The organism is Bdellovibrio sp. CKG001 (assembly GCF_055397465.1).
On record NZ_AP029173.1, the window covers coordinates 2284438 to 2296699 of the forward strand.

Annotated in this window: 11 protein-coding genes; 4 read left to right on the forward strand and 7 right to left on the reverse strand. The window is 50.4% G+C overall.

Translation table 11 applies throughout. From position 1 onward, the window contains the following. Positions 1 to 27 precede the first annotated feature (27 nt). Together ACZ50P_RS10885 and ACZ50P_RS10890 are read right to left on the reverse strand one after the other, a co-directional pair. Positions 28 to 1683, reverse strand: a complete 1656-nt coding sequence (locus tag ACZ50P_RS10885; RefSeq protein ID WP_464131087.1) for a LysM peptidoglycan-binding domain-containing protein — start codon at positions 1681 to 1683, stop codon at positions 28 to 30. A gap of 25 nt (positions 1684 to 1708) precedes the next feature. Further along, complete coding sequence (locus ACZ50P_RS10890) at positions 1709 to 2236, reverse strand: tetratricopeptide repeat protein (protein ID WP_464120732.1); 528 nt, start codon at positions 2234 to 2236, stop codon at positions 1709 to 1711. 315 nt (positions 2237 to 2551) lie between these two features. On the opposite strand from ACZ50P_RS10890, the gene ACZ50P_RS10895 reads away from it, so the two are divergent. Continuing rightward, positions 2552 to 3454 carry a ComEC/Rec2 family competence protein gene (locus ACZ50P_RS10895; RefSeq protein ID WP_464131089.1) on the forward strand — a complete coding sequence of 301 codons (903 nt, stop codon included), beginning with the start codon at positions 2552 to 2554 and terminating at the stop codon, positions 3452 to 3454. Next, complete coding sequence (locus ACZ50P_RS10900; RefSeq protein ID WP_464131090.1) at positions 3451 to 4203, forward strand: ComEC/Rec2 family competence protein; 753 nt, start codon at positions 3451 to 3453, stop codon at positions 4201 to 4203. The genes ACZ50P_RS10895 and ACZ50P_RS10900 overlap by 4 nt, the downstream gene beginning before the upstream one ends. Before the next feature lie 60 nt (positions 4204 to 4263). Here ACZ50P_RS10900 and ald read toward each other — a convergent pair whose 3' ends face one another. Beyond that, complete coding sequence (gene ald, locus ACZ50P_RS10905; RefSeq protein WP_464120729.1) at positions 4264 to 5370, reverse strand: alanine dehydrogenase; 1107 nt, start codon at positions 5368 to 5370, stop codon at positions 4264 to 4266. 389 nt (positions 5371 to 5759) lie between these two features. On the opposite strand from ald, the gene ACZ50P_RS10910 reads away from it, so the two are divergent. Together ACZ50P_RS10910 and ACZ50P_RS10915 are read left to right on the forward strand one after the other, a co-directional pair. Further along, entirely contained in the window at positions 5760 to 7412 is a 1653-nt protein-coding gene (locus tag ACZ50P_RS10910) for a hypothetical protein (protein WP_464131091.1), read from the forward strand. A gap of 124 nt (positions 7413 to 7536) precedes the next feature. Continuing rightward, positions 7537 to 7779, forward strand: coding sequence for a hypothetical protein (locus tag ACZ50P_RS10915; RefSeq protein ID WP_464131093.1), 243 nt, complete (start codon positions 7537 to 7539; stop codon positions 7777 to 7779). A gap of 12 nt (positions 7780 to 7791) precedes the next feature. On the opposite strand, the gene ACZ50P_RS10920 is transcribed toward ACZ50P_RS10915, so the two are convergent. The 4 genes from ACZ50P_RS10920 to ACZ50P_RS10935 form a co-directional block, all read right to left on the reverse strand. After that, positions 7792 to 8532 (reverse strand): hypothetical protein, encoded by a 741-nt coding sequence (locus tag ACZ50P_RS10920; RefSeq protein ID WP_464131095.1) that lies wholly within the window; start codon positions 8530 to 8532, stop codon positions 7792 to 7794. Positions 8533 to 8641: 109 nt separating this feature from the next. Then, positions 8642 to 10153 (reverse strand): hypothetical protein, encoded by a 1512-nt coding sequence (locus tag ACZ50P_RS10925; RefSeq protein ID WP_464131097.1) that lies wholly within the window; start codon positions 10151 to 10153, stop codon positions 8642 to 8644. 107 nt (positions 10154 to 10260) lie between these two features. Beyond that, a complete protein-coding gene (lpxC, locus tag ACZ50P_RS10930) occupies positions 10261 to 11169 on the reverse strand; it encodes a UDP-3-O-acyl-N-acetylglucosamine deacetylase (protein WP_464131099.1) in 909 nt (302 codons plus the stop codon). Between the two features lie 24 nt (positions 11170 to 11193). After that, complete coding sequence (locus tag ACZ50P_RS10935) at positions 11194 to 12195, reverse strand: asparaginase (protein ID WP_464131101.1); 1002 nt, start codon at positions 12193 to 12195, stop codon at positions 11194 to 11196. Between the last annotated feature and the right edge of the window lie 67 nt (positions 12196 to 12262).

Genomic DNA, 12262 nt, shown 5'->3' on the forward strand with positions numbered 1-12262 from the left:
CAATCTGCAGAGCCCTTTGTGATGTCCTTAAAAGTCCAAATCAGAATCTTCAGATCCGGTCTCCGGCGCCGGTGTGGCCTCCGGAGTGTCTGCTGGCATTTCATCAAATTCTTTTTCAAAGTCCGAATCCACTTTGGCCGGAGCTTCAACCACCGGAGTGGAATTCATCGCCTGGGTGACAGGCCTTCCAACATAATCCCCGACAACCACATTGTCAGAGGCTTTCACCACATATCCGGTGGCAAAGTTCGGAGACACACGCACAATCTTCACCGTTCCGATCACCCGATCATTCATGACGGCCTGGCTCTTCTTGTTACGCACACGTTCGTCGGCAAAAATCGCCAACGACTGACCTTCCTGCAGGCCCTGTCCGGAACCGCCATCCAAGAACACCAATGTGTTGTTACCAAAGATATTGCGCTTGCGATCAAACTGACCGCCGATAATTTTAGCCCCCACACCCGAAGTCAGATCCGAAGAAGACGGGTCGATCATCGGCAGGCGTCCGGGCGTCAACAACGCCCCGACTTCGATCGGCTGCAGGGATTTTTTCACGATCGCACGATAGATGTTTTGCTGATCATTTACTTTTTCAAGAATCTCGATCTGCCCTTGCAGTTCCACCATTTGACCTTCGCGGTTTTTCACCTGCGGGTCAGCCACTTTCGTCAGATTTTTCTGCGCGACAAATTCCTTGCTACTGGCGTCGTCCAACTGCACATAGATGAACTGGTACTCACCGGCGGTTTTCATATCCATTTCCGTCGAAGTCACACGCCCCACTCCCGCAATCGGAGCATCTGTCATGTAGTACTCCAAATATTCCGGCGCTGTCGGGAACTGGTTCTTGGGAAGCTCCACCTGAAGCTCCACCTTGGCATCCTTCAAAACTCCCATGCGATACTGCGGTAGACTGTCAGGAAGACTTTTCAGCAGAGGCGCTCTTTTCTTGGGGCGCGGAATGCTGGCTCCGACCGCAGACTTACTGACATCCGTGACGGTCGCCGGAGCCGTGACATCCTTGGCCACTGCGCCTGCGTCTGCAAGATCCAGCGTCGGCGCTTCATCGGCCGTCCCCGGGAAGAATTGAATGTTCATCAACGGGTCGATCTCGTGCGGATTGGCGATAGCCCCGTTGTTCAAAGACCAAATTTTAGGCCAGAAGTTCGGATCACCAAAGAAGGTGGTGGAAATTCCCCAAAGCGTGTCGCCCTTTTGAACCTGGTAAATTTCAGATTCACGGGCCCCCACAGCTTTTTCCCAAAGCTCAACAGACGTCGGCTGCTCATTGTAGCTCTTGTAAATACGATGGAATTCCGCCTCACGCGAGTAATCCGGCTCAGACCCAACAGAGGTCGTTTCAAGACTCGGAACCGGGGCTGGAGAGGACTCGACAGTGGCCGGCGGTGGTGGCGCCACCTCGGCCGGAGTCCCCGGTGACACTTCTTCAAAACTGTTTTCAGGTGCCGCCACTTCGGGGGCTGGAGGCGCAGGAGCGGCCGCACCGTCCTCGGGGATTTCCTGAAACTCAGGCACAGTGGGTTCCACTGCTTCTTTTTGCTGACTTTCCAGAACATCCAAAGGATCTGACTCCCAGGTTGCATCCGGGGGATTGTCCTGAGCTTTCGCCACAAGCGCCGTCAGGATCAGTGCCATCATTAAAGAGAACTTCTTGTTCATCACTCTTGCATCCTTGCCGTGAGAATTACTTCAGAACTTTCAGCTCAGCGTCCGCGCGGAACGATTCTGGGCTGCCCGGGTACTTCGCGCGCACTTCTGCCAGCGCCTTGCGTGCAAATTCCGGCAGATTCATTTTCTTGTAGGTCATAGCCTTGGCATACTTGGCCGCCGCGACTTTGTTGCTTCGAGGATACTGCTTTTCAATCTGAGAGAAATACTTGATCGCCTGTGCATAGTTGGCGTTATCCACGGCCATACGCCCGGCTAAGAAAAGAGCATTGTCAGCATAGGCACTTTGTGGGAATCGACTGAGAAGGCTTTGCAGACGGCTTTTTAAAGCGATTTCATCATTGCCGTCATAAGCGCTTACCATTTCAGCATACAGAGTGATGTCACTTTCTTTCGAAAGGTCCTTCCCTGTCAGCTCCACCAGAAGAGCTTCCTGAGCCAAGTCGCGATTTTTTGTCTTGGAGCTTGCATCCACCGTCTTTGCTGTGGACACCAAAGGCAGGCTTAAAAGGACCGTTGCTGCTAATAGTCTAAGTTGCTTCATCTCTCGACACCTCTTGATCTTTCCTTAGTATGACACGCCTTGAGAAGTGCAAACAAGCAGGAGTTATCCACATAAAATGTTGAGTTATTGTAATCCTAGACCTTAGACCTATTTATTTTCAAGGGTTTCAGCGATTTGCTTGAAACGTAAGCATGACATAAACCTATGTTTTTATTAGAATAAACCACATTATTGCCGTGTAATTATGCGTTTGAATTTCAGATCTTAAAATCCGACCCCCGAAGACGCACGGACCCAATGACAGACTATTTTAGAAATCCAGCGCGTTATGAAATTTGCTAAGTGCCTAGAACCATGATCATTCTTGCTGCCCTTGCTTTTTGCTTAAGCATCGCTTGCCCACCCACTTTGCTGATTAACACGTCACATCTGTCGCAGAGTTTTCAACAAAAGTGTGTTCGACTTCTGCCGAGGAATTCACAGGAACAGCAGTCGCTTTCCTCACTTCTATGTGGAGAAAAAATCACAGACCCTGAATTGCAAAAAAATCTGCAGCGAACTTCACTGATTCACATCTTTGTTATTTCCGGATCTCATCTGATTTTGCTTGATGAACTCTTAGGCATTCTGCGAATTCCACTCTTTGTAAGATTCATCTTTCTGGCGCTGTATTCCCTTGCGGTGGGTTGGCAGGCGCCCGCCGTGCGCGCCCTGCTGGGGCTTTTCACGCGCAGTTTTTTACAACATCGCCGCTGGTATTTTCCGGCGGATTTGACGGTTTTGATCACAGGACTTCTGACGCTGATTTTATTTCCGGATTGGTGGAATTCTTTGTCTCTGGTGATGAGCTGGTGTGCGGCCCTGGCTTTGTGCTGGCCTTCTTTACTGCGGGTTCGCACAGGAGTGGGGCGGGTTTTTCTGTCGCAAATTTGCATCTTCCTGTTTATGTGCGCCCCTTTGTGGGGGCTGGGAAGCCTTCATCCTTTAAGTTTGGTGTACAACCTGATTCTGGCCCCGGTGGTTTCTTATCTGTTGCTGCCCCTGGCTTTTCTGGCCACCCTCATTCCAGCGCTGGTGGGGACCTTTGATCATCTCATGTTGTTTTTCAAAGATTCCCTGGCAATTCTCGCAGAGCCCATCCTCTTGAATAAAGGAACCCTGCCCCGGATTGAAATTTTGTGGTTGTGGATTTTATTCTGGCACGTCTTCATGCATTTTCTGCGTTTGCGCCTCTGGCAAGGGCGGGACTCCCGGTGAGCCTCTTGATATTTATTCTGATCACTCTCAGCGCCACACCTGTGCAGGACTTTTTCACGCGGCCCTACTTCGTGATTTGGAATGTCGGACAAGGTCAGTGGCTGACGCAAATCACGCCGGAACGCTGCCAGCACTTTGACATGGGTGGTGAATTCTTCCCCTGGAAAAGGCTGCGACAGATTTGCGGCAACAAAGATAACGAGATCCATTTATCGCACTGGGATTGGGATCACATCGGCGCTCTTGCCAAACCCGCTTTGGACCGGACACTGCCCCGGCGCTGCCTGGCATTGCCCCCTGTCGGGAAGACATCCAAATACAAAAAATCTTTACTTGCAGACATCAGCCCCTGCCTTTCCCCTGCTTCGGAACTAAGAATCTGGACGTCCTCAACGCAAGAAAAAGACAGCAATGCTCGCAGCCATGTTCTGCTGCACCAAAATATTCTGATCCCTGGCGACTCCCCCCAGCGGCAAGAAGCCCTGTGGAGCCAGCGTCCCTGGGTGCGCAAATCCCGGGTTTTAATCCTGGGTCACCATGGCAGTCGCACCAGCACCTCGGAGAGGCTCCTCGCAAGCCTCCCGAACGTACGCCTGGCCATCGGCTCGGCCCGCTGGGCCCGCTACAAGCACCCACACCCTCAGGTCCTTAAACGCCTCCGCCAGCATCGTCTGCCTTTTCTGCGCACCGAGGACTGGGGTCATATCTGGATTGAAGGGGGCGAATCCCAGACTGCCGTGGGAAAATAAAAAAACCCGCATCTTTGTGGGATGCGGGTTTGATCTTCTTTTAAAAAGAAATCGCCGGAATTAAGCTTTGTAAGGCTTGTATTCCATGTGCAGGTCACGAGCTACCGGCTCGTAAACCACGTGTCCACCGTACGTATTTAGACCTTTCAATAAAGCTGGGGATTTTGCCACAGCGTCTTCAACGCCCATAGCAGCAATCATAGAGCCGTATTTCAAAGTCACGTTGGTCAGTGCATAAGTGGAAGTTCTAGGAACAACACCTGGCATGTTTGGAACACAATAGTGAATCACGCCGTCAACTTCATAAGTTGGGTTCGTGTGAGAAGTCGGACGGCACGTTTCGATACAACCACCTTGGTCAACCGCAACGTCCACAACCACGGAGCCTTTGGACATGCTGGAAACCATTTCTTTGGAAACCAACGTTGGCGCCTTGTGACCCGTGATCAGAACGCCACCGATAACAAGGTCAGATTCTTTTACGGAATCTTCGATGTTTTTTGCGTTAGAGAACAAAGTCATGCAACGGCCTTGGAAGATATCATCCAAATACTCAAGACGTGCTGTGTTCACATCAAGAATAGTTACGGAAGCGCCCAAGCCCACAGCCATTTTCGCCGCGTTCGTACCAACAACACCACCACCGATGATGGTTACTTTGGCAGGTTTAACACCAGTAACACCACCCATCAGGATGCCTTTACCGCCGTGATTTTTTTGCAAGTAGAAAGCACCGATTTGAGTCGCCATACGACCGGCAACTTCAGACATTGGAGTCAACAATGGCAAAGAGCCGTTGTCCAACTGGATGGTTTCGTAAGCAATCGCCTTTACTTTGCGCTCGCAAAGAACTTTCGTCAGCTTCGCTTCAGCAGCCAAGTGAAGATAAGTGTAAAGGATCTGATTTTCTCTCATCAGTTCGTATTCGTCAGGAAGTGGTTCCTTCACCTTTTGGATCATGTCCGCTTTTGCGTACACTTCTTTTTTGGTGTCGATGATTTTTGCGCCCGCTTTTTCGTACTGCTCGTTGGTGATGCCTGAGCCCACGCCCGCATCTTTTTCAACGATCACCGTGTGACCTTCAGTCACGTACTGGCGAACACCTGCTTCAGTCAAACCAACACGGTTTTCTGAAATTTTAATCTCCTTAGGAACACCGATAATCATGATCTTCTCCTGTCAGGCACAAAACGCACCCTCAATATTTGATTTTTCCGGTTGTGAAACCCAGCAAATATGCCAGATCGGTAATAAAAAGCAAGTTGGGCTGCAAAAGGTGCCTCGCAAAAGGTGCCTGGTTGTTTTTTCTGGCTACGGCGCAGCAGACCACCTAGAAATATCCGAAATCCCCACTCCCTGACCCGTGGGATGTAACCGGGCCAGCAGCCCTCGGCTGATGCGTTGTAGCCAGAAAAAACAACCAGGCACCTTTTCGGGACGTTTTTTGGCGCTGATTCTGAGGGAACGGGAAGTTTCTACTGTCTAAAATCCTGACAGGGGAAATTCAGCCGGAAATCGTTTACTCTCCTCCGGATTTTAATTAGCTGGAGAAAAATATGAAAATTGTTGGACGTCTATCTCTCATGCTCCTTCTGTCTTCCGGAGCCTACGCCCAGAACAACGCCGCAGCAACTCAGTGGCGTATCACTCAACCTGCCTGGACAGAAGCACACGAGCGGCAGTTCGGCCAGTTCGTCGCCCGCCTTGGGGACGCAGTTGAGCGTCGCGAGTGCGGCAAGGTCGACACCTGCCTTAAAAGCACTGCGAACCTTTATTATGGCACCGACCCCGCGGGATTGAAGTACTACTCCGACTGTGCGGATCTTCCCTATTATCTGCGCGGTTATTTTGCATGGAAAAACGGTCTGCCGTTCTCTGTTTCAGCAGAGATCAAACCCAGTCCTCTGAACACCGAAAAAGTCAAAGACGTGCGCTACACTCCGCAAGGAAACATGGTGACCAAGCGCTATGACGTTCTGACCAAGAACGGCGTCTTCAAAAACACCTACCCCAATGCGCTGGAAATTCTGAACAACATCGTTCCAGGCCTGACTTTCTCGGCCTCTTTGCGTATGGCTGGTAACGAAGATACGGATCTGTTCACGGACTTCTACCCGACTCGCCTCAACCGCCAGGCCATCCGCCCGGGCACGGTGATTTATGATCCCAACGGACACGTCGCGATTATTTATAAAATCTCGGACGATGGTCGCATCTTCTATATCGACGCCCATCCGGACAACTCTTTGACGATGGGGATGTTCACTCCCAAATTCGCGCGCAGCAACCCCAATCAAGGCGCGGGCTTTAAAAACTTCCGCCCTTTAACTTTGGTTGACGCCAAAGTGGATTCCTCGGGTGCCTATGCCGGTGGAAAAATCGTGGCAGCCCGCAACTCTGAATTGCCACTTTATGGCCAGGAACAGTTCTATGGAACTCATCCTGATTCTGCCGGCTGGAGCAAGGGGAAATTCATCTTTAACGGTCAACAGGTGAATTTCTATGATTACGTTCGCCTGGCCCTGACCGATGGTGAAGCACATATTGATCCCCTCAAAGACATGGCTCAACTGACAGATGACATCTGCGTCAGCTTGAAAGACCGCGTGGATGCCGTGGATGCGGCCCGCACCTCGGGCGTTTCTGCCAAGGCCCACCCGGAAAGACTGCCACTGAATATTTTCGGCACCGAAGGTGAATGGGAAAACTATGCCACCCCTTCACGCGACGCGCGCTTGAAAGTGGCCTTCATGGATTTACTGGCTTCAACCAAAGCCAATATTGAGCGCTATAAAAAACGGGACCGCTCTATCCGCTATAACGGTGGCAACCTGGCCCAGGATCTGTTCAACGTTTATGCGCAAAAAGCTCAGGCTTGTCAGTTCTCTTACACAACTTCCAACGGACGCACTGTGATGTTGAATCTGGAAGCCGCCCGCCAAAGACTGTTTGCCATGAGCTTTGACCCGTATCACTGCATCGAACTTCGCTGGGGCGCACGAATCCCGCAGGAACTGGCTTCCTGTCAGGACGATGCGAACAAACGTCAATGGTACGAACGCGAACAGTGGTTGCGCAATCAGTGGGAGCGCCGCTATGACGCGCGCATGGACTATTCTCTGAGCGAGCTCACAGGTCCTCTTCCTGGAGTCGGCCTTGCAACTCCACCGGACATCGATATCGTTGGTTACTTGAAATCCCAAAGATAAAAACAAAAACCGACTCTGAAAACAGAGCCGGTTTTTTTATCAACTCATTAAAATTTTCAAGCGCGCAATGAACCACTGTACGACTGCCCTCAACGGCGATATAACCATCGCCATGATTCTCAGTATGGTTTTTGCTCTTCAACTTCAATGTGGTGTTCAACAAATGGGTGACTCTGTTCTGAGTTACGGACCCCTGATTTACACCTCTCAGGAATCCTCCACCCCAGCCCTGGCCTATTTTGAACAAAAGGGGCCGGCGTTTTCCAATCATCCCTTCTGTCTCTTTCTGCAGGACAAAATGAACACCCAACAGACATTTCAGATTCGTCTGGATGAAACTGGCAAAAGAATCCTAGGAGTTCGTTAGAACCTTGATCCGTCAGAAGGCTCGGGTGGTCGTGGCCCCGCAGCGATTATAGCCTGAGATCGTCAGACTGCGCGAAGCCCAATCCGACGGCCAGGAGCTGGTACTCAGACAGTCCACAGAGGTTCCACCAAAGTTACACTCCAACGAACCCACTCCCGCCCCGTTATCAAAGACGATGAGGGCATCGGCAGCCTCTTTGGTTTTATCGAAAATGAAGGTTGGAACATAACCTCCACGGACATCACACATCTCTGAAACCATATCACTGGAATAGTGCTGACCATAGGCTGACGCATCAATCTTAAGTCCCAGTCCCGTCTTGTCGGCGTAGCTGTTTGAGGCGATATTTAAAATGTACAGGCGCATGTTTTTCGCCGAGGCGTAAGATGACTTTACCGTCAGCGACACATACAAATAACCATCGACCTCCGTGAACAGGCCATAGTACGAAGCCAACGCATAATCGTCCGACGGCACAATCCAAAGATAGTCAGCAGCATTGCTCATGTACGAAGGCTTGGTAAGTTTAAGCGTGATACTTTGACCAGGAATCAGTGTCACAGGTGTGCCAGCGTTGGGATAGGTCAGGATACTTGTGCTCGTGCTGGAATTATCTGTGTTGGCCGTAGTCCCGTCTGACGACGTCGAAGCCGAATCCGTCGAGCTGGGTGCACAGTTTTGAAAGGTCAATGTACAAATTGTCAGGACAGCAAAGACCATCACACTGCCCCAGATCTTCTTTTGATTCTGCATACATCCCCCCCACCGGAAACACAGTCCTCATACAGTACCATCATTCTTAACGGCAAATGTTGAGAAAAAATGGAATAGAGTCCGTCTGTCTCATTTCAAAACACTTTGACTAAATACAGCCAAAACTTGCCACAACGAAGTTCAGACCAGGCTTCAGGGGCTCGCGGTATTTATGATTTTTTAAAACGAAATCTTTTCTCTCTTCATCCGTGGCGGCATAACAATAGTCCACAAAGGTGTCCAAAACACTTTCGGTTTCCGCATCCAGGATGGCAAAAGCTCTTTGATTTGTGTTGGGATCCTGATAGTAGACCTCTAGGTAATTGCCCACTTTGCGGATGGAACTGACCTTGGCGATAGGAATGGGGTGCGACTTGAGATTTTCAGTAAGTTTTGTCTCGACAACACTTCCACCTGCCGAACCACCGGTGGACTCAAGGACCCTGTCTGCTTCCGGAGATGTCTTATTCACAAAATAAATCTTCTGCTGTTCATTCCGGACCAGAGTCAAAATTTCATAGGCCGCCGCATCCGTGAAAACAGTCTGACAACTTCCGCTAATGTCACAACTGCCAAACCACTGCGGCTGACCGAAGACCCAGGGTTCAAAATAGTACATACGGTCCTGAACAATCCCGTGATATTGATTGCTGGAATAGCTTAATGTGCTTAATCCCGACCCCAGCCGATAAGACTTCAGGGTTGAGTTCACATTCAAAATGAGAGAACCATCCATCACCCCTTCAGTGAACACCGTCCCTGTCCCGGCCAAAACCCGAACCGGCAGAAGTTGATCTGCCTTAGTCACGTCCACAATCACAAGATTGACGTCCTGAGTGATGGAATCAAAAAGAAACACCGTCAATAAATTGTCCATATCCATGCGAACATTACCGACATTCGCTGCCGCTATCGCCGTAAGATCCCCCCCGCTCAGGGGCAATTTTGTGTAGGCATCGTCAAGGTAAACAAAAAGATCCACCAATTTGCTGTCAGACGGATCTGCCAAAGCGATCTTGCGAACCTCAATCAGATCCACAGCACTGCCTGGGAAGACGGGAGAATTAATTTGATAACGATAGTTGCTGTCATCCAAGTATCCTAATCTCGGCAGGAGCGGGGCCACTTCTCCACTGGCTTTGTCGACCTGATAAGCGACAGGTTCATAAGCTGCATCCAAACAATGAAGATTTATAAAGGATTTGTGAGGGAAGACAGTGCATGATTCCAGTCCTGCGGGAAGATCCGCGAAGTATTGATTGGCCTCCGCTTTGGCCGAAACAAACCAAAGCACCTTGTCCGGCCAAGCCCCCGGGGATGCCGGGGACTTCACCACTACGGCATAACCATTCCCCGGAGAACTGGGATCTGCCGCAAAGAAGTCAATGTAACCTGGAATGCTGGCGACATAGTCAAATTGTGACTGATCTTTACTGATATAGATTTCGGAAATATCGCTGTTATCCGCTTTGGCTCTGAAATCGATGGAAAGAACTTCCGTGAAGACGTCCTCTTCGGGCCTCAGGCTGTTCTGCGAACTGCCTTCACGCATATTTAAGTCCAACGTACACGCTGAAAGCAGAGAAAAACACAGGAAAAGAGCCGAAAGATTCAGTTTCATGCGATAACCTATCGGCACTTTTGACGGGGGCTTAACTATAAAGGGCCTCGCATAAGACCCTCTCCTGGTAACGTGTTTGCTTGAATACAAGGAACAACGAATTTATCTCAGACTGGCACAGTCCATCCGGTGTAGCGCTGAACTTCCTCTGAAATATCAGCCCCCAATTCGACGTGACGATAACTGTTCGGCGAATCCCAAATCTTGCGTACAAGCTTGTTCATCACATCGTGACCGGCTTTATATAGCACCACATGCCCCATCAAAGGCATTTCCAGCGTCACCAGATCCCCCAACGCATCCAGAGCCTTATGGCGCACAAATTCATCCGCCCAACGAAGTCCATCCGGATTCACAACAGTTTCACCATCCAACACCACGCAGTTATCCAGACTGCCACCTTTGGCAAGACCGCGGGCTTTTAATGCCTCCACGTCCTTCATAAATCCAAAGGTGCGCGCATTGGCGACATCACGCCCAAAGGATTGTTCATTGATGTCCAGATCAATCGTCTGTTTGCCAATTGTTGGATTCGGGAAATCAATGGTCACAGTCAAACGCAGGCCGTGATAGGGAACCACATAGGCATGCTTATCACCTTCGCTAAAGTAAATCGGCTCTGTAATATAACAATACTTGCGCGGCTGATCCTGCTCCACAATCCCCACGGCCAGTAAGGCCTCCAGGAAAACCTTGGCACTGCCATCGCCTATGGGAATTTCGGGCCCGTCCAGTTCGATAAACAAGTTATCAATGCGAAGTGCAGAGAGAGCGGATACACAGTGTTCAATGGTCGCCACGGAAAAATCAGGACCACCGATCGTTGTCTGGTGCGAAGTCGCCTGAACATTGCGAGCAGTGACTTTCAAAGAAGGACTGCCGGGCAAATCGGTGCGAATAAAGTAAACGCCCGTGTCAGCAGGAGCCGGTCGGAAAGTCAGCGTGCAGGGATCGCCGGAGTGAATCCCGATCCCCTGAACAACGGTCTTTTTACGAATTGTTTTCTGTAAGAACATCTTGCCTAGACTGTACCGTAACTGTCAGACCTTCGCAATGCGGATTTGCCCGACGGTATCCCCACGCCAGTTGGTGATGACCGGCATTGTGTGTTTCGAGAGAGCCTTAAATTCATCTTCCGAAAGTCCGCCCAGCTTCAGTAACAGCGACGCCGTCGCCACCTGAGCGGCACGACCAGCCCCATCAGCAGCCTTCACAGCAAACGCCACCTTCTTTTCTGGCAGAACTCCACAAAAGACCCCTTCTGCTCCACCCTTAATCACGGCACGCCCCTGTGACTTTTCAATCACAGCTGTGGCAAAATTGTCACTGCCGGAAATATAAAACGGGTGTGTCTTTACGGCGTGTAAAATTCGCGCTGCGGCCGCTCTTCGCGCCGGAGCTTCCTTGGGATTTATGAACGTGGACATTCCCACCGCCATGGCTTGCAAAGGCACAGCATAAGTCGGGATACCGCACCCATCCACTCCATAGGGAATCTTACCGTGATCCACCCTCATGGTTTCGGTCAGGACTTTGCGCAGGCGTTTCTGCGCATTGTGATCGTACTTCTCATAACCCGTGGGATCCTCTCCCAAGTGCAAACATGTCGAAATTATGCCTGAATGTTTTCCGGCACAGTTGTTACAAAAAACTGTGGGTTTGTGGTTGTGACGAATCATCTCGTGGGCACTCTCCTCGTGATAAGGCAGATGCGGGCCACAGACGAATTGAGATTCCTTCAAACCGGCTTTCTCCGCCCATTGAGCCAAGGCCGCTAAATGCTCTTTTTCTCCCCGATGAGATGAACAAGCCAACGCAATATGTTTGTCTTCCAGGTTGAATTTGTCAGCCGCACCGGATTCGATCAGCGGCAAAGCCTGCAGCATCTTGATCGCACTGCGAGGCATGGTTAAAAACTGGGGATGACCCCAATACTGAATGACACTGCCCACTTCATTCACGACCACAATCATCACCTGATGCAGGCTTTCCACAACAGGACCACGCAGCACTTCAATGACCAACGGCTGTTTTGATGCCATAGAGTTTCTCCCCAAAAAAGCAGCTCAGGATTCTCAAAACAACACAACTCCGAGAGAGAATACTGCA

What these genes read in the sequence shown, in the direction of transcription:
- ACZ50P_RS10885 (WP_464131087.1), bottom strand. Translation starts at nt 1,683, where the DNA reads ATGAACAAGAAGTTCTCTTTAATGATGGCACTGATCCTGACGGCGCTT.
- ACZ50P_RS10890 (WP_464120732.1), bottom strand. Translation starts at nt 2,236, where the DNA reads ATGAAGCAACTTAGACTATTAGCAGCAACGGTCCTTTTAAGCCTGCCT.
- ACZ50P_RS10895 (WP_464131089.1), top strand. Translation starts at nt 2,552, where the DNA reads ATGATCATTCTTGCTGCCCTTGCTTTTTGCTTAAGCATCGCTTGCCCA.
- ald (WP_464120729.1), bottom strand. Translation starts at nt 5,370, where the DNA reads ATGATTATCGGTGTTCCTAAGGAGATTAAAATTTCAGAAAACCGTGTT.
- ACZ50P_RS10910 (WP_464131091.1), top strand. Translation starts at nt 5,760, where the DNA reads ATGAAAATTGTTGGACGTCTATCTCTCATGCTCCTTCTGTCTTCCGGA.
- ACZ50P_RS10915 (WP_464131093.1), top strand. Translation starts at nt 7,537, where the DNA reads ATGGTTTTTGCTCTTCAACTTCAATGTGGTGTTCAACAAATGGGTGAC.
- ACZ50P_RS10920 (WP_464131095.1), bottom strand. Translation starts at nt 8,532, where the DNA reads ATGCAGAATCAAAAGAAGATCTGGGGCAGTGTGATGGTCTTTGCTGTC.
- ACZ50P_RS10925 (WP_464131097.1), bottom strand. Translation starts at nt 10,153, where the DNA reads ATGAAACTGAATCTTTCGGCTCTTTTCCTGTGTTTTTCTCTGCTTTCA.
- lpxC (WP_464131099.1), bottom strand. Translation starts at nt 11,169, where the DNA reads ATGTTCTTACAGAAAACAATTCGTAAAAAGACCGTTGTTCAGGGGATC.
- ACZ50P_RS10935 (WP_464131101.1), bottom strand. Translation starts at nt 12,195, where the DNA reads ATGGCATCAAAACAGCCGTTGGTCATTGAAGTGCTGCGTGGTCCTGTT.